At 73.9% G+C, this 16,772-nt stretch carries 13 protein-coding genes and 1 pseudogene; 6 read left to right on the top strand and 8 right to left on the bottom strand.

Translation table 11 applies throughout. The annotated features are described in order from the left end of the window. Positions 1 to 5: 5 nt before the first annotated feature. Both B042_RS0103250 and B042_RS0103245 read right to left on the bottom strand, forming a co-directional pair. Positions 6 to 1,436 (bottom strand): aminotransferase class V-fold PLP-dependent enzyme, encoded by a 1,431-nt coding sequence (locus B042_RS0103250; RefSeq protein WP_028647035.1) that lies wholly within the window; start codon positions 1,434 to 1,436, stop codon positions 6 to 8. Next, positions 1,426 to 2,793 (bottom strand): MFS transporter, encoded by a 1,368-nt coding sequence (locus B042_RS0103245; RefSeq protein ID WP_028647034.1) that lies wholly within the window; start codon positions 2,791 to 2,793, stop codon positions 1,426 to 1,428. The genes B042_RS0103250 and B042_RS0103245 overlap by 11 nt, the downstream gene beginning before the upstream one ends. Before the next feature lie 306 nt (positions 2,794 to 3,099). Here B042_RS0103245 and B042_RS0103240 point away from each other — a divergent pair, with 306 nt between their 5' ends. Both B042_RS0103240 and B042_RS0103235 read left to right on the top strand, forming a co-directional pair. Then, complete coding sequence (locus tag B042_RS0103240; RefSeq protein ID WP_028647033.1) at positions 3,100 to 3,342, top strand: hypothetical protein; 243 nt, start codon at positions 3,100 to 3,102, stop codon at positions 3,340 to 3,342. Next, positions 3,339 to 5,720: a lysylphosphatidylglycerol synthase transmembrane domain-containing protein gene (locus B042_RS0103235; RefSeq protein WP_028647032.1), complete on the top strand. Its 2,382-nt coding sequence runs from the start codon at positions 3,339 to 3,341 to the stop codon at positions 5,718 to 5,720. Before B042_RS0103240 ends, B042_RS0103235 begins: the two co-directional genes overlap by 4 nt. On the opposite strand, the gene B042_RS0103230 is transcribed toward B042_RS0103235, so the two are convergent. From B042_RS0103230 to B042_RS0103220, 3 genes are all read right to left on the bottom strand, one after another. After that, on the bottom strand, positions 5,721 to 6,566 hold the full coding sequence (locus tag B042_RS0103230) for an NAD-dependent protein deacetylase (protein WP_028647031.1): 846 nt from the start codon (positions 6,564 to 6,566) through the stop codon (positions 5,721 to 5,723). Positions 6,567 to 6,602: 36 nt separating this feature from the next. After that, positions 6,603 to 7,109, bottom strand: coding sequence for a hypothetical protein (locus B042_RS0103225; protein WP_028647030.1), 507 nt, complete (start codon positions 7,107 to 7,109; stop codon positions 6,603 to 6,605). A 272-nt stretch (positions 7,110 to 7,381) separates the two neighbouring features. Beyond that, positions 7,382 to 9,178 (bottom strand): acyl-CoA dehydrogenase, encoded by a 1,797-nt coding sequence (locus B042_RS0103220; RefSeq protein WP_028647029.1) that lies wholly within the window; start codon positions 9,176 to 9,178, stop codon positions 7,382 to 7,384. 134 nt (positions 9,179 to 9,312) lie between these two features. Here B042_RS0103220 and aroQ point away from each other — a divergent pair, with 134 nt between their 5' ends. Next, complete coding sequence (gene aroQ / locus B042_RS0103215; protein ID WP_028647028.1) at positions 9,313 to 9,777, top strand: type II 3-dehydroquinate dehydratase; 465 nt, start codon at positions 9,313 to 9,315, stop codon at positions 9,775 to 9,777. Positions 9,778 to 9,886: 109 nt separating this feature from the next. On the opposite strand, the gene B042_RS0103210 is transcribed toward aroQ, so the two are convergent. Then, the gene (locus tag B042_RS0103210; RefSeq protein WP_028647027.1) at positions 9,887 to 10,522 is read right to left on the bottom strand and encodes a histidine phosphatase family protein; all 636 of its coding nucleotides are present in this window, start codon (positions 10,520 to 10,522) and stop codon (positions 9,887 to 9,889) included. Positions 10,523 to 10,850: 328 nt separating this feature from the next. Between B042_RS0103210 and B042_RS26325 the strand changes: the two genes are divergently transcribed. After that, on the top strand, positions 10,851 to 11,192 hold the full coding sequence (locus B042_RS26325) for an alpha/beta hydrolase (RefSeq protein WP_231493748.1): 342 nt from the start codon (positions 10,851 to 10,853) through the stop codon (positions 11,190 to 11,192). A gap of 93 nt (positions 11,193 to 11,285) precedes the next feature. Further along, positions 11,286 to 12,626, top strand: a complete 1,341-nt coding sequence (locus tag B042_RS0103200; RefSeq protein WP_028647025.1) for a TIGR01777 family oxidoreductase — start codon at positions 11,286 to 11,288, stop codon at positions 12,624 to 12,626. Between the two features lie 34 nt (positions 12,627 to 12,660). On the opposite strand, the gene B042_RS0103195 is transcribed toward B042_RS0103200, so the two are convergent. Continuing rightward, the gene (locus tag B042_RS0103195) at positions 12,661 to 13,530 is read right to left on the bottom strand and encodes a LysR family transcriptional regulator (RefSeq protein ID WP_036553779.1); all 870 of its coding nucleotides are present in this window, start codon (positions 13,528 to 13,530) and stop codon (positions 12,661 to 12,663) included. A gap of 11 nt (positions 13,531 to 13,541) precedes the next feature. Between B042_RS0103195 and B042_RS26990 the strand changes: the two are divergent. Further along, a pseudogene (locus tag B042_RS26990) lies at positions 13,542 to 14,423 on the top strand (EamA family transporter); the annotation flags it as partial. A gap of 49 nt (positions 14,424 to 14,472) precedes the next feature. Here B042_RS26990 and B042_RS0103185 read toward each other — a convergent pair. Continuing rightward, positions 14,473 to 16,770: an FdhF/YdeP family oxidoreductase gene (locus B042_RS0103185; protein WP_028647022.1), complete on the bottom strand. Its 2,298-nt coding sequence runs from the start codon at positions 16,768 to 16,770 to the stop codon at positions 14,473 to 14,475. Between the last annotated feature and the right edge of the window lie 2 nt (positions 16,771 to 16,772).

The following is a 16,772-nucleotide window of genomic DNA, read 5'->3' as shown; positions in this document are numbered from 1 at the left end:
TTCGCTCACTCCGGGGCCGGGCCCGTGTGCGGCGAGTACAGCGCCGACAGGAACCGCACCAGCAGCGCCTCGCGGGTGGCCGGCTCCAGGGCGTCCAACACCGTGTTGACCACCGCCATCGAACCGCCGCCCACCCCGGACAGGTCCACACCCACCGCCGACAGCAGTTCGGTGAAGGCCGCGTCGTCCAACTCCGCCGGGTCCAGCGCGGCCACGGCCTCCACCAGCCCCTCGGGGACCGCCACGGGCCGGCGCGCCTTCGGCACCGCCTCGGCCAGGGCCGCCAGCAGGTCGTCCACCCCCGCCAGCGACACCCCGGTCAGCGTCAGGTGCAGGTTGGCGGGCATCCCCGCGTGGGAGAGCTGCGACTGGAGGAACCAGCCGTGCCCGGCCACCGCGTCGGCCAACGCGAACACGTCCACGCCCTCCTCCCCGGCCAGCGCCACCAGCGGCGCGTCCGGACGGCCCAGCACCCGCAGCCCCTCGATCCGCGCCACCCCCGCCACCAGGCGGTCCGCGGCGGCCATCGCGTCCCGGGCCAGCGTGCGGTAGCCGTCGGCGCCCACCGCCAACAGCGTCGCCCACGCCCCGGCCAGCGGCCCGGCACCCTTGCTGCTCTGCACGGTCGAGTTGATCACCGGATACCCGGGCCAGCCCGCCGACGCGAAGTAGGCGGCCCGGCGCGACTCCTCCTCGGCGAACAGCACCACCGAGGCGCCCTTGGGCGCGTAGCCGTACTTGTGCAGGTCCACCGAGAGTGACGTCACCCCCGGCACCGACAGGTCGAAGTCGGGGGAGCCCTCCAGCCACGGCAGCACCCACCCGCCCACACAGGCGTCCACGTGGCAGGGCACGCCCCGCGCGGCGGCCGCGGCGGCGATCGCGGGAACCGGGTCGGCCACCCCGTGCGGGTAGGACGGCGCCGAGGCCACCGCCAGGACCGTGTCCGGGCCGATCGCCCGCTCCACGGCCGCCGCGTCCGCGCGCAGGGACACGGGGTCCACCGGCACCTCCACCACCCGCAGCCCCAGGTAGTGGGCGGCCTTGCGGAACGCCGGGTGCGCGGTCGCCGGCAGCACCAGCGCGCCGCGCTCCACCGGGGAGCGGTCCCGGGCGGCCTTGACCGCGAGCATGATCGACTCGGTGCCGCCGCTGGTGAAGATCCCCGGAGTCCCGGAACCGCCGCCCAGCACCCCGGCGACCGTGGAGACCACCTGTCGCTCCAGCGCGACCGTGCTGGGGAAGGCGGTCGGGTCCAGCCCGTTGACCTCCAGCATCTCCAGGTAGGCGCGGTGCCCGGCCTCCCGCGCCTCGGGCATGCCCGGGTCGTAGACGTAGGCGGCCACCCGGCCCTCGCGCACGGGCACGTCGCCCCCGCGCAGCGCCTTCAACTCGGCGAGCAGGTCCTCGGCGGACCGTCCGGACTCAGGAAGCATGGTTCTCCTCACGGGTGTGGGCCGCGGCCAGGCGGCGGTAGAGCAGCACCGCCGGAAGGCTCACGGCGAGCAGTGCGGCGGGCAGGGCGGTGAAGCCGAAGGTCAGGCCGGTGACCGCGGAGGCGGGCTGGGCCGCCTCGGTCTCCACGTTGCCCGACACGAACGCGGTCGCCGCCAGCACCGCGGAGAACAGCCCCGGCCCGAGTGCCATCGCCCCCGTCTCGGCGGCGGTCCACACGCCGGTGAACGTGCCCGACTGGGCCTGGCCGGTGCGGGCGGCGTCGGCGCGCACGGTCTCGGGCAGGAGCGACAGCGGCAGCAGTTGCAGCGCGGCGTAGCCCGTGCCGACCACCCCTAGCAGAGCGAACACCGAGACGGCGGACTCGGCGGAGGCGGCGGGGAAGAGCGCGGCGCACGCGGCGGTGACCGCGAGCAGCGCGGCCAGGTAGCACGGCACCGTGCCGAACCGGCGGGCCGCCGCCGCCCACAGCGGGACGCACAGCATGCTCGGCCCCACCACGCACGCGAACATCACCGTGGTCAGCGAGTAGTCGCCCAGCCGGTAGACGGCCACGTAGGGGGCACCCGCGAGCATCACCGCGATCGCCATCGCCTGGAGGGCGAAGCCGAGGAGCAGGGCGAAGAAGGGCCGGTTGCCGCGTGCGGCGCGCAGGGCGGCCAGCGGCCCCAGCACCCGTTCGCCGGGGCGGCTGGGCACCCACTGGGTGGACAGGGCGGTGACCAGCATGGTCGCGCACATGAGGGCGCCCATGGTCAGCCCCATCGCGGTGTGCCCGGCACGGCCGCCGCCGAAGGCGTCCACGACCACCGTGGCCAGGCCGCCCGCCGCCAGGATGCCGACGGTGAGGAAGACGATGCGCCAGGAGATCGCGCGGGCGCGCTGGTCCTGGCGGGGGGAGAGCTCGGCGGCCAGGGCGATGTAGGGCACCTGGAAGCAGGAGTAGGCGGTGGCGGCCAGGACGAACATCAGCCCGGTCCACACCAGCGCGCCCGTGGGGGAGGACAAGGGTGAGGTGAACAGGGCGGTGAACAGCAGCGGCAGTCCGAGGGCGCCCACGAGCAGCAGCCGGGTGCGGCGGCCGGTGCGCACCGCCTCGCGGTCGCTGAGCAGGCCCACGACGGGGTTGCACACCGCGTCCCACACCTTGGCGGCGACGATGGCCGCTCCGGCCGCGGCGGCGGGAACCGCCATGACCTCCGTGAGGTAGAAGAGCAGCAGCAGGCCGGGGACGGCGCCGAACACGCCGTTGCCGACCGATCCGACGGCGAAGCCGAGGACCCGTCGCCCTGGCAGGGGCTCGGAGGTGGGGGATGGTGTGATCTGGGGTGATGTCACCCGGTTACGCTATCCGCGCCCGTTTCACCAGGCAAGAGGACCGCGGGGCTCGCAAGGAGGCGTGCTACGCGGCCCTGCGGCTCGGACACGGCCGCATCGGTGCCGAGCACCCGTTCCTCGGCCTGCTCCGTGAGGGCGGGATCTTCCCGGTGAACGGTAAGCCCGGGCGTCCCTCCGGAACCGGCCGAAGAGTGCGTCCACTTGGCGCTGGGCCTCCCCGCAGCCGGTCCGCCCGGCTGCTCCACGGCTGAGCCGGTGACTCGGCTGGGGTCCGAGGCTCGCCCCAGGGCGCACCTCGGACCGAGAATGCGTCGCAGCGCGAACCTCGACGGCAGGACACATCCCGAACCGGGCTCCAGGACCGGTACCGTCGCCCCCGCCCTCACCGCACAGCGCACGGCCTGCGGCGTGGCCGTCACCGCCATCGACCCCGGCGACGCGCCCGCGGCGGTGGAACGGGCGCTGGGCCCGCACACCGCGCCGTCCGGCGCGAAACACCCGGACCCGTCGTGCGCCGAGCGACGCGGTTCCGGCAGGGTAGGGACGTGACAAGCCCAATCCGAGAGACCACCCGGCCGGGGCGCCGCGCCCCGAGCGCCCCCCGCAGACCCGTCGACCTGCTCGCGGGGGCGGCCGGACTGCTCGCCGTCGCCGCGATCCTGCTCACGGTCCGCGCCCTCTCCAACGGCGAACAGGTCACCGCCCCCGCCGAACTCGGCGCCCTGCTCCCCCGCGGTCTGCTCTTCCTCGCCGGGGTGAGCGCCAACCTCCTGCTCATCGTGCTGATGTGCTTCGTCGTGCTGCGCACCCTCGTCAAGGGCAGCGGACGCGACCTGCTGCGTGTCGCCGCCGCGGCGGTCAGCGCCTACGCCCTGGCCGCCCTCATCAACGCGGCACTGGTCGCCATCCTGGGCTCGCGCGACGTCGTCGCCATCCTCACCGGGCCCCCCACCGACGTCGTCACCAACGCCACCCTCGGCTACGCGGCCGCCTGCGTCGCCTTCACCCTGACCATGCCCGCCGGCCTGCCCCGGGTCCGCTCCCTGATGTGGACCGGCATCGCCGTCGTGGCCGTCGGCGCGCTCCTGGCCCTGGTCACCACCGCACTCGCCCTCGTGCTCACCGGCCTGTCCGGCCTGCTGTGCGCCGCGCTGGCCCGCTACGCCGTCGGCGTGGTCCCCGTCGACCCCACCGACACACGTCTGCGCGACGAGCTGAACAGGTTCGGCATGCACGCCACCGCCCTGCACCCGGCCGACCCCGACGGCGAGGGCCAGCCCCGCCACACCGCCGAACTCGACGACGGGACCCGCGTGGAACTGACCGTCCTGAGCTCGGAGAACACCGCCGGGTTCTGGCGGCGGCTGCGCGACCTGCTCCTGCTGCGCGGCCCGGTGGCGCCCCGCATGCTCTACGGCGTGCGGCGCCGCGCCGAACACGCCGCCCTCCTGGGCTTCGCCGCGCGCGACGCGGGCGTCACCGTCCCCCGCGTCCTGGCCCTGGGCGAACTCGGCCCCGAGACCGTCCTCCTGGCACGCGAGGTCCTCGACACGCGTACCCTGGACGACCTGGAGCCGGATGCGTGCACCGATGACCTGCTCGAACGCTGCTGGAGGACGCTGGGCGACCTGCACCGGCGCCGTATCGCCCACGGCCAGATCAGCGGAGCCACCGTCGGCGTCCAGGGCGACGGATCCATAACCCTCACCGGAATCGACCGCGGCGCTGTCGCCGCCCATCCGCTCAAGACCGCCCTGGACAACGCCGCGATGCTGACGCTGCTGGCACTGCGCGTGGGCCCCGAACGCGCCGTCGGTTCGGCCGTGCGCGCCCTGGGCCTGCCCGCCACCGCCGCACTGCTGCCCCTGCTCCAGCCCGCCGGCCTCCCCTCCGACCTGCGCAGGCGGCTGCGCTCGCACGCCGGCCTGCTCGGCGACGTGCGGTCCCGCATCGCCGCGGTCGCGCCCGAGGCCCCCGCCGCCCCCGCCCGCCTGGAGCGGATGCGCCCACGCACCGTCGTCAGCGTGATCGTCGTGACCGCCGTGGGCCTGGCCCTGGCCTACCAGCTCGCCGGGGTCGACCTGCGGGGCATCGGTGCGGCCCGGCCGGGATGGACAGCCGCGGCCTTCGCCATGGCCACGCTGTGCATGGTCGCCGCCGCGATGGCCCTGATCGGGTTCGTCCCCGTCCGCCTGCCCTGGTGGCGCACCGTCATGGTGCAGTACGCCGGTTCGTTCCTGCGCATCGCCGCCCCCGCGGGACTGGGCGCGCTGGCCATCAACACCCGGTTCGCCGTCAAATCGGGCGCGCCCACGCCGCTGGCGGTCTCCGCGGTGGGGCTCAGCCAACTCGTGGGCTTCGCCCTGCACGTCCCCCTGCTGTTGGTGTGCGCCTACCTGACCGGCACCTCCTACTGGACGGGCTTCACCCCCTCACCGACCGTCGTCGCCATCGCCGCCGCGGGCACGGCCGCCGTCGCCGCCGTCCTGTTCCTGCCCAGGCTGCGCCGGCCGCTCGCCGACCGCGCCGCCCCCTACCTGCGGGGTGTGCTGCCCCGGCTGCTGGACACGTTGCAGCGGCCCGCCAGTCTCGCCCTGGGGGTGGGCGGAACCCTCCTGCTCACCGTCGGGTTCGTCCTGTGCCTGCACTTCTCGGTGCTGGCCTTCACCGCACCCCGAACCGAGCCCAGCCTCGTCGCGGTCGCGGTGGTGTTCCTGGCGGGCAACGCGATCGGTTCGGCCGCGCCCACCCCGGGCGGGCTCGGCGCGGTGGAGGCCGCCCTGATCGGCGGGCTCACCACCGTGGCCGGGGTACCCGCCGAGGCCGCCTTCCCCGCCGTCCTGCTGTTCCGGGTGCTCACCTTCTGGTTCCCCGTACTGCCGGGCTGGGCGGCCTTCGCCCACCTCCAGCGCCGTGAGGCCATCTGATCAGGCGCGGTACGACTGGGCCAGGGACCGCAGCACGGGGGAGCAGCCCGCGTCCACGGTCAGCGCCGCCAGATGGTCGGCGCGTGTCGCGCCCCGGTTGACGATGACCACCGGCTTGCCCTGCTCGGCGGCGCGCTTGACGAAGCGGCGCCCCGACAGCACGGTCAGCGAGGAGCCCGCCACGAGCAGGGCCCGTGCCTCGTCGACCATCCGGTAGGCGTCGTGGACGCGCCCCTTGGGCACGTTCTCACCGAAGTAGACGATGTCGGGTTTGAGCACGCCGCCGCAGGAGGCGCAGTCGGCCACCCGGAAGCCCTCGGTCGAGGCCAGGACGGCGTCGGCGTCCGGGGCGATCTCCACGTCGGGAACGTCGCCGGTGAAACCGGGGTTGAGCGCGGTGAGGCGCTCGGCCAGGCGGGCGCGGGAGGTGCGCTCGGAGCACGACAGGCAGACCACCCGGTCGTAGCGCCCGTGCAGGTCGATGACGCGCTCGCTGCCCGCGGCCGAGTGCAGGGTGTCCACGTTCTGGGTGATGACGCCGCGGACCGCGCCGAGGCGTTCGAGGTCGGCCAGTGCGCGGTGCCCGTCGTTGGGGCGGACCCGGTCCATGTGCCGCCAGCCCACGTGGTTGCGCGCCCAGTAGTGGCGGCGGAAGGCGGGGTCGCCGGTGAACTGCTGGTAGGTCATCGGCGTGCGCGGAGGAGAGTCCGGGCCGCGGTAGTCGGGGATACCGGAGTCGGTGGACATCCCGGCCCCGGTCACGGCGGCCACGGGCCCCGGCCCCAGGGCCTCGCGGACACGCGCGGCCCAGTCCGTGGCTCCGTCGGTGTGGAGCGTGCTGGTCACGCTGCCGAGGATACGCGCCGCGTCCAGCGCGGCCGGTCAGCTCTCGGCGCGCTCGCCCAGTTCGGCGTCGACCCACTCCTCCAGGGAGGCGCGGTACCCGCTTGCTGCCTCCGACAGGAACTGCGTGTCGGGACCGCTCAGATCCTTCTTCAGTTCCAAAGCGTTGGCGATGCCCACACGGTTGTGGAAGCTTCGCTCGATGGCTTTCGCGACGGTTCGGTCGGTGCAGACCGCGCCCGTGTCGTAACGCGAACGGACGTGTACCACCCACGAGTGGAGCTTCTGCGCTTGTGGGCTGAGCAGGGCTGGGGAGATGTGTCGGTCGTAGCTTTCGCCGAGCATCTGGCCGCCGACGAAGTCACGCGCCAGCGACGTATCCCCCTCCTGGCACACCCGTGCCAGGAGGGCGCTGACCGTGTGGACTTCGGTGTGCAGCTCTTCAGGCACGATCTCGAGGGCTAGGTCGCGTGCCGCGGTGCAGCCGGTGAGGGTGAGGATCGTGCAGGCGGCGAGGGGCAGGGCGAGTCGGCGCAGGGCACGCATGGGGCCTCCATGTGACTTCTTGTATCCGTTATGCTACATGGGGTTGCGGGTTCGGTGCGCGGTGGCGGACCTGTCCACCGACCGCTCCCCGTCCGGTCCGGCTGGCCGCTGCGCTTGTGTCCGCTTCGCTCGTCGCCGCCAGTGCCGTGCTTCCTCTGGCGGCAGGAACGCGAAGAGGCCCTGCGTTGACGGCGGGTACCGCCGCCCGCCACGGGCCCCTCAGCCGGATCCTGTGCCGCCGCGGGGGAGGTCCCCGCAGCGGCCCCCGTCCGCTAGAACACGCTCGGGTCGGCGTCCAGCGTGGTGCGGTCGCGCGAGGCGACCAGGTCGAACTGCGGGCCGGTGCGCGGCAGCTCGTAGCGGAAGAAGTACGCCGCCGCCGCGCGCTTGCCGTCGTAGAACGCGCCGTCCTTGCCGTGCGCCGCCACGGCCTGCTCCAGCCACAGCCACGCGATCACCACGTGCCCGACCGCCTCCAGGTACGGGGTGGCGTTGGCCAGCGCCACGGCCGCGTCGCCCTCGGCCCAGGCCGCGGCGGCGGTCTCGGCGACACGGGTCAGCGCCGCGTCCAGCAGGTCCGCGTAACCGGCCTCGGCGCCGCCGAGCTTCCGGGCGCGCTCCACGGTCGCGCGGACGGTCTCCACCAGGATCGTCAGGCGGCGGCCGTCCTCCACCAGGACCTTGCGTCCCAGCAGGTCCTGGCCCTGGATGCCGTGGGTGCCCTCGTGGATCATGTTGAGGCGGTTGTCGCGGTAGTGCTGCTCCACGTCGTACTCGCGGGTGTACCCGTAGCCGCCGTGCACCTGGATCGCGAGGCTGTTGGACTCCAGGCACCACTGCGAGGGCCAGCTCTTGACGATGGGCGTGAGCATGTCCAGCAGCAGGTCGGCGCGCTCGCGGCCCTGCTCGTCCCCGAGGCTGACGCTGTCGTCGTACAGGCGCGAGGCGTACAGCACCAGCGCCAGCGCGCCCTCCGCGTAGCTCTTCTGGGCGAGCAGCATCCGCCGCACATCGGCGTGCTCGATGATGGGCACCTGCGGCTGCTCCGGGTCCTTGGCGCCCAGCGGGCGGCCCTGTACCCGCTCGCGGGCGTAGCCGACCGCCTTCAGGTAGGCGGTGTAGCCGAGTGAGGCGGCGCCCGAGCCCACACCGATCCGGGCGCTGTTCATCATGTGGAACATGTACTTCAGGCCCTGGTGGGGCTCGCCGACCAGGTAGCCCACGGCGCCTGGGGCACCGCCGGGCGTGTGCTTGCCCTCGCCGAAGTTGAGCAGGGTGTTGGTGGTGCCGCGGTAGCCCATCTTGTGGTTGAGCCCGGCCAGGACCACGTCGTTGCGCTCGCCCGCGGAGCCGTCGTCGTTCACCAGGTACTTGGGGACGATGAACAGCGAGATGCCCTTGACCCCCGGGGGGCCGCCGGGGATCTTCGCCAGGACCAGGTGGACGATGTTCTCCGACATCTCGTGGTCGCCGCCGGAGATCCACATCTTGTTGCCGAAGACGCGGTAGGTGCCGTCGTCGGCGGGCTCGGCGCGGGTGGTGAGGTCCGACAGCGAGCTGCCCGCCTGCGGCTCGGACAGGCACATGGTGCCGGTGAAGCGGCCCTCCAGCATCGGTGCCACGAAGGTGTCGATCTGCTCCTTGCTGCCGTGGGCGAGCAGCAGGTCGGAGTTGCCGCCGGTGAGGGAGGCGTAGGCGAACGTGCCCAGGTTGGCGGCCTGGAACCAGGCGTTGCAGGCGCTGGCGACCAGTCTGGGCGCCTGGGCGCCGCCGGCGGACTCGGGCATGGCGAGCGTGGCCAGGCCGGTCTCGGCGTAGACCTCCAGGGCCCTCTTGGCCTCGGGGTTGGTGTGGACGCGCTCGCCGTCGAAGGTGGGCTCGTTGGCGTCGTTGAGCTTGTTGTGCGGCGCGAAGTGGTCCGTGGCCACGCGCTCGGCCAGCTCCAGGGCCCCGTCGAAGGTCTCCCGCGAGTGGTCGGCGAAGCGCGGCCGCTCGGTGAGGGCCTCGGCGTCGAGCCACTCGTAGAGCAGGAACTGCAGATCGCGTGCGGACAGGATGGTGGACGCCACGGGGAGCCTCCTAGAAGACGTAGACCGACTGGTCGGTATGGTATCCGTCGCGGCAAGTGTCCGGGCGGGCGGGGCCGAGGTTCCGTTCTAGGGTGGACCGGTCAGCACACCTCAGCCGCAAGGAGCACCGCCCGATGACCGGCCCCGCCGACCCCTCCCGCACCGTCCTGCTGCTCAACGGACCCAACCTCAACCTGCTGGGCACCCGCGACCCGGAGCAGTACGGCACCACCACCCTGGAGCAGGTCGAGCGGCGCGTCGGCGACCTGGGCGGGGAGCTGGGTGTGGAGGTGGTCTGCGCCCAGAGCAACAGTGAGGGCGCACTGGTCGACCGGATCCACCGGGCCCGCCACTGGGCGGGGATCGTCATCAACCCCGGTGCCTACGCCCACTACAGCATCGCCCTGCGCGACGCCATCGACGCGATCGAGGCGCCGGTGGTGGAGATCCACATCTCCAACGTCTACGCCCGCGAGGAGTTTCGCCACACGTCCGTCACCTCGCCCGTGGTGGCGGGCTACGTCGCCGGGTGCGGCGTGTTCGGCTACGAACTGGCCCTGCGCGCCGTCCTCCAGCGCGCCGCCGAGCGCCGTGCGTAGCCCACGCGCGCCGGCCCGTGTCCGGCTCCGCTGGAGCGGAGCGCGGCACCGGTCGGCCGGTGGCTGTGGGAATCGGGAACCGACCGGTCGGTTTGTTCTGGGCGTGCGTCTACCGGTAGGTGAGCAGTGTCGGGCCGCCCCGCTCCAGGTGCGAGTGGTCGTTGAGCGACAGCGCCTGCGTGCCGCCGCGCCCGTGCGCGATCTTGCTGATCGAGGCGTTGACCACCACCCGGTTCACCGCCGCGAACGACGCGGGCGGCAGGTCCAGCAGGAACGAGTACGCCGCGGAGATCACCCCGCCCGAGGTGAACACCAGCGCCGTCTGGCCGCGCTCCAGCCCGGACGCCAGGTCCCCCAGCGCCGCCACGACCCGGTCCCGGAAGGCGGTCCAGGAGTGGCCACCCTCGGCGGGGTCGGAGGTCCACGCGTGCAGGCAGGCGTCGAGCCGCTGCTGGACCGTCCCCTCGCCGATGTCGTAGCGCTCCAGCATCGCCACGTGGTCGTACTCGTTCCACCGCTCGTCCACGCTCGCGGAGGCGTCGAAACCGGCCTCCTCCAGAGCGGTGGCGGCCGTCTGCCGCTGGCGGCGCAGGGAACCGGCGACCACGGGCCCCACCTTCAGTCCGCGCTGGGCGAGTTCGGCGCCCACCAGGCGGGACTGCTCGTAACCGGTGGGGCTCAGTTCGTCGTAGTCGTCGGCCTCGGGAGAGGCCTTCCCGTGGCGGATCAGGTAGATAGCCGGCATGCCGACACAGTACGCGGGGACGCTCCCGTCCCCGCCCGCCGGGTGCGGGACCGCCCTCGGACGGAGTCGGAGTGAGACGCGGCATCGGCCCGGCCGTTCCCCCGCCACGGGCCCTTCGAGTGGCCCCCGCGCGGCAGAGCGCCTGCCACCCGCGGAGGTCCTGAATGCGGCGCGGGGGCCGTTCCGGCTCCCTGCCGGACGGGCGTCGCCCACGCTCGTCCGTGACCGGGCCCCTGCCCAGCGCCCTCCGGCCCGGTGCGCGGTCAGAGCCGGAAGCACCGGTGGCCTCGTCCCCGGCATCTCCGCGGCCGTGGTCTGCGCCCTCGTGATGCTGCCCATCGATGGACAGAACGGGGCGGCCCGTCGTCCCCTGGCCGGGGTGGTGCTGTGGGGCGCCTGCACCACTGAGGGCGCCGGGCTCTCCGACCGGGACGACCTGCCGGTACTGTCCGTCGCTGGAAGCGAGGACGGCCTGTCCGACCCGGCGGCGACCACCGACCACCGTGCCCACCTGCCCCCGAACACCGTCATGGTGGAGGTCGGGGGCATGAACCACGCCCAGTTCGGGGCCTACGGCGACCAGCGGGGCGACGGGAGGGCCCGCATCGGCGACACCGAGGCCCGGACCGCCCTGGCCGACGCCGTGACCGCGTTCCCGGAACAGCGGTAGAAGACCGCTTCCACCCGTGGCGCGCCCTTCCCCGGCCTCCGCGCGCCCGCGCGCTACGGTGGCCGAAGGCTGTAGGGACGAGGAAGGAACGGCATGGTCTTCCGCTATGAGAGCACGGTGCCGACACCGCGCGACGAGGTGTTCGCCTGGCACGAGCGGCCCGGGGCGTTCGCACGCCTCACCGCGCCCTGGCAGCCGGTGCGGCTGACCGCCGAGGCCGACTCCCTGCGCGACGGCACGGCCGTGCTGACCCTGCCGGGCGGACTGCGCTGGAGAGCCGCCCACCTGCCCGACCGCTACGACCCGCCGCGCCGGTTCGCCGACCACCTGGTGGGCCGCCCGCTGTCGACGGTCCTGTCGTGGACCCACGCCCACGACTTCCTCCAAGAGCCCGGCGGCACCCGCGTGGTCGACAGGGTCGCCACCTCCGTCCCCGAGGCGCTGCTGCGCCCCATGTTCACCTACCGGCACGCCCAGCTCGCTGACGACCTGGCCGCACGTGCCCGCTTCCGCGAGTGGAGCGACCGCGTGCTGACCGTCGCGGTCACCGGCTCCGGCGGACTGGTCGGCCGCAACCTGTGCTCCCTGCTGACCGTCAACGGCCACCGCGTGGTGCGGCTGGTGCGCCGCGACCCCGGTGCCCCCGGCGAGCGGCGCTGGGACCCCGAGGCACCCGCCCCCGACCTGCTGCACGGCGTGGACGCGCTCGTGCACCTGGCGGGCGAGCCCCTCCTCGGACGGTTCACCGAGCGGCACAAGCGGGCGCTGCGCGAGAGCCGCCTCGGCCCCACCCGTGCGCTGGCCGAGCTGGTGGCCCGCGAGGACGGCCTGCGCGTGTTCGTCACGGCCTCCGCCGTCGGCTACTACGGCCCCGACCGCGGCGACGAGGTCCTCACCGAGGACAGCCCGCGTGGCGCGGGCTTCCTCGCCGACCTGGTCGCCGACTGGGAGGCGGCGGCCCGTCCCGCCGCCGACGCCGGGACGCGGTGCGTCCAGGTGCGCACCGGCATCGTCCAGACCCCGGCGGGCGGGGTGCTCGGGTTGCAGTACCCGCTGTTCGCGGCCGGTCTGGGCGGCCGGATCGGCGACGGTCGGCAGTGGCTGTCGTGGATCGGAGCCGACGACCTCTCCGACGTCTACGTGCGCGCCCTCCTCGACGACACCCTGTCGGGTCCGGTCAACGCCGTGGCGCCGAACCCGGTGCGCGGCGCCGAGCACGCGCGGCTGCTCGCCCGCACCCTGCGCCGCCCGGCGCTGCTCCCGGTCCCCGCAGCGGCCCCGGCGGCCCTGCTGGGCCGCCAGGGGGCCGAGGAGGTCGCACTCGCCGACCAGCGGGTGGCACCGGCCCGCCTGGCGGCGTCCGGACACCGGTTCCGGTACCCCGAGTTGGAGGGGGCGCTGGCCCACCTGTTCGGCCACCCCCGTCCCGACTGAGCGCGGTGCGCGGTACGGCTCCGCCGGAGCGTGCTCACCGCCGCCCGGCGTACAGGTCGCAGAGCAGTGCCACGGCCGCGTGCGTGGCGGGGTGGGGGTCGCCGCGCCGCCAGCACAGGCCGACCGCCACCGGTTCGGCGTCGCGCACGCGCCGGTAGACGATGCCGTCGCGGCGGTACTGGGTGACCGTCGCGTGCGGTGAGACCCCCACACAGCGCCCCGAGGCGATGGCGGCGAGCCAGTCGTCGATGTCGTGGGTGTACTCCAGGTCCGGGCGCTCCTCCTCCGGCCACAGGTGCGTGGTGGTGGTGCCCGTGCGCCGGTCCACCGCCAGGGTCCGCCCGCGGATCTCCGCCACACCGATGGAGCGGCGGCGCGCCCACGGGTCGTCGGCGGCCATGGCCACGTACCGGTGCTCGTGGCCGACCACGGCGTGGTCGTAGCGGCGCCCGTCCACGGGGGTGCGCACGACGGCCAGGTCGCACTTGCCCTCGGCCAGTCCTCCGGTGGCGCTGTTGTGCCGGACCAGGCGCAGTTCGACGTCGGGGCGCAGCTCCCGCCACAGGCGCTGGAACGCGGCGGTGTGGCGGCCCATCGCCGACCAGGCGTGCCCGATCCACAGCCGGGTGTGCCCGGAGACCGCCTCGCGCAACAGGTGGTCGGCCTCGGCGAGCACGTGGCGGGCCCGGGCCAGCACGCGCACCCCGGCCGTGGTGGGCGTGCACACACGGCTGGTGCGGTGCAGCAGGCGCACGCCCAGCACCCCCTCCAGCGCCGAGAGGGTCCGGGAGACCGACGCCTGCGAGACACCGAGTTCGAGGGCGGCGTCGGTGAGGGTCCCGGTGTCCACGATCGCGACGAGGCAGCGCAGGTGCCTCAGCTCCAGAGCGGCCTTCTCATCCATACGTCCATCGTATGGACGGTGCGTCGGATGCATTTTGCGTATGGTCGCCGCTGCCGCATCGTCGAGGCATGACGACACGAACCCCGGGCGCACGTACGCCCCGCTCCGCCTCCGGCCGCCTGGCCGGGGCGGCGCTCATGGTGGGCAGCGGACTGTCCAACCAGGTGGGCGCGTCCGTGGCCGCCCTCTCCTTCCCGGTCCTGGGCCCCGCGGGGACGGTCGCGGTGCGCCAGTGGGTGGCCGCGCTCGTCCTGCTGTGCGTCGGACGTCCCCGGCTGCGGGAGCTGACGGCTGCCCAGTGGCGCCTCATCCTGGGTCTGGCCGCGGTGTTCGCCGCCATGAACCTGTCCCTCTACGCGGCGATCGACCGCATCGGGCTCGGCCTGGCGGTCACCCTCGAATTCCTCGGGCCACTGGCCGTGGTCCTGGCCACCTCGCGCCGCCGCGCGGACCTGTGCCTGGCACTGGCGGCGGTCGGAGCGGTCGCCGTGCTGCTGCGCCCCGGTCCCAGCACCGACCACCTGGGCATCGGCCTGGCGCTGGCGGCCGCCGTGTGCTGGGGCTGCTACATCCTGCTCAACCGCGCCGTCGGCTCCCGGGTGCCCGGCCTGGAGGGTTCGGCGGCGGCCGCGGCCGTGTCCGGGGCGCTGTACCTGCCCGTCGGAGCGCTGGCCCTCGCCCAGCACCCGCCCACGGCCGCCGCGCTCGCCTGCGCGTCGGCCGCCGGAGTGCTCTCCTCGGCGGTCCCGTTCCTGGCCGACCTGATCGCCCTGCGGCGTGTGCCCGCCCACGTGTTCGGAATCTTCATGAGCGTCAACCCCGTCCTGGCGGCCCTGGTGGGCACGGCGGTGCTCGGCCAGCACCTGGACCCGCTCTCCTGGGCGGCGGTCGGCGCCATCGTCGCCGTCAACGCCGTGGCCGTGGCCCGCCAGGACGGTCCGCTCAGGTCCCGGTCTCCGGTTCCAGGCGCACCACCACCGACTTCGACGTCGGGGTGTTACTCACGTCGGCCGTGGAGTCCAGCGGCACCAGCACGTTGGTCTCCGGGTAGTAGGCGGCGGCGCAGCCCCGGGCCGTGGGGTACTCCACCACCAGGAAGTGCGGTGCGCGCCGGTCGACACCGTCGGACCACTCGCCCACCAGGTCCACGTACTGACCGCCCCGCACCCCCAGCTCGGCGCAGTCCCGGGGGTTGACCAGCACCACGCGGCGACCGTCGGTGATACCCCGGTAGCGGTCGTCGAGCCCGTAGACCGTGGTGTTGTACTGGTCGTGCGAGCGCAGGGTCTGGAGCAGCAGCCGCCCTTCGGGGATTTCCGGGGCGTACCGGCCGTTCACGGTGAAGTTGGCCCTCCCCGTCGCCGTGGGGAAGCGCCGGCCGTCGCGCGGGGCGTGCGGCAGGGTGAAGCCGCCCGGTCGGCGCACTCGGGCGTTGAAGTCCTCGAACCCGGGGACGACCGCCGCCACGTGGTCGCGCACCCGGTCGTAGTCGGCCAGGCGCGACCACGCCACCGGGCTCTCTCCGAACAGCCGTTCCCCCACGCCGCGGACGATGTCCACCTCTGAGCGCATCCCCTCCGACAGGGGCGGCAGCACTCCGTGGGAGGCGTGCACCTCGCCCATGGAGTCCTCCACCGTCACCCATCGGCTGCGGTCCCCGTGCAGGTCGCGGTCGCTGCGGGCCAGGGCGGGCAGGATGAGCGCCCGCGTGCCGGTGACCACGTGCGAGCGGTTGAGCTTGGTGGACACGTGCACGGTGAGCCCCACCCGGCGCATCGCTTCCTCGGTGGTGTTCGTGTCGGGGCTGGCCGCCACGAAGTTGCCGCCCATCGCGAAGAACACCCGCACGCGCCCCTCGGCCATCGCGCGGATGGAGTCCACCGTGTCCAGGCCGTGCGCGCGCGGCGGCTCGAACCCGAACTCGGCGCCCAGCGCGTCCAGGAACGCGGCCGAGGGGCGCTCGAAGATCCCCATCGTCCGGTCGCCCTGCACGTTGGAGTGCCCTCGAACCGGGCACACGCCCGCGCCGGGCCGGCCCACGTCGCCGCGCAGCAGCAGGAGGTTCACCACCTCGCGGATGGTGGGCACCGAGTGCTTGTGCTGGGTCAGGCCCATCGCCCAGCACACCACGGTCCGCTCCGAGTCCACCGCACTCCGCGCGATGCGCTCGATCAGCTCCCGCTCCAGCCCGGTCGCCCGCTCCACCCGCGGCCAGAACTCCGCCCCGGGCTCGGAGAGCAGGTCCTCGGCGTAGGCGTCGAACCCGTGGGTGTGCTCCTCGATGAACGCCCGGTCCAGCACCGGCTCGCCGCGCCGGTCGGCCTCCAGCAGCAGCCGGTTCACGGCGGAGAACAGCGCCAGGTCGCCGCCCAGGCGGATCTGCGCGAACAGGTCGGTGAGCTCGGTTCCGCGTCCGGCCAGCCCCCGCGCCGTCTGCGGGTTGCGGAACTCGCGCAGCCCCGCCTCCGGCAGCGGGTTGACCGTGACGATCCGCGCGCCCGAGCGCTTGGCGCGCTCCAGGGCGCTGAGCATCCGGGGGTGGTTGGTGCCCGGGTTCTGCCCGGCCACGATGATCAGATCGGCCTTGTACAGGTCAGACAGGGACACGCTGCCCTTGCCCACGCCCAGGGTCTCCGTCAGCGCCGCCCCGGAGGACTCGTGGCACATGTTCGAGCAGTCGGGCAGGTTGTTGGTGCCCAGGAGGCGGGCGAGGAGCTGGTAGCAGAACGCGGCCTCGTTGCTGGTGCGGCCGGAGGTGTAGAACACCGCCTTGTCCGGGGAGTCCAGAGCGCGCAGCTCCCCGGCGACCAGGTCCAGCGCGCTCTCCCAGGTGATCGGCTCGTAGTGGTCGGCACCCTCGGCGAGGTAGAGGGGTTCGGCGAGTCGGCCCTGCCGCCCCAGCCAGTAGCCGGAGCGCTCCGCCAGTTCGGAGACGGGGTGCTCGGCGAAGAACTCCGCGGCCAGGGCCCGGCCGGTGGCCTCCTCGGCGACGGCCTTGGCGCCGTTCTCGCAGAACTCCGCCGTGTGCCGCCGTCCCGGCTCGGGCCAGGCGCACCCGGGGCAGTCGAAACCGCGCTTCTGGTTGACCGCGAGCATGGCGGGCACCCCGCGCCTGACCCCGGCGTTCTCACCGACCTGGCGGAGGCTGTTGAGTACCGAGGGCAGGCCCACGGAGCTGCGCCCCGGCGGGTCCACCCGGGGCGCGTCCTGGGCAGGGTCGTTCTCGACTCGACGTGTCATGT

The sequence above is a fragment of the Nocardiopsis sp. CNT312 genome, assembly GCF_000515115.1.
Taxonomy (GTDB): domain Bacteria; phylum Actinomycetota; class Actinomycetes; order Streptosporangiales; family Streptosporangiaceae; genus Nocardiopsis.
This window is presented reverse-complemented; position numbering and strand designations above follow the sequence as displayed.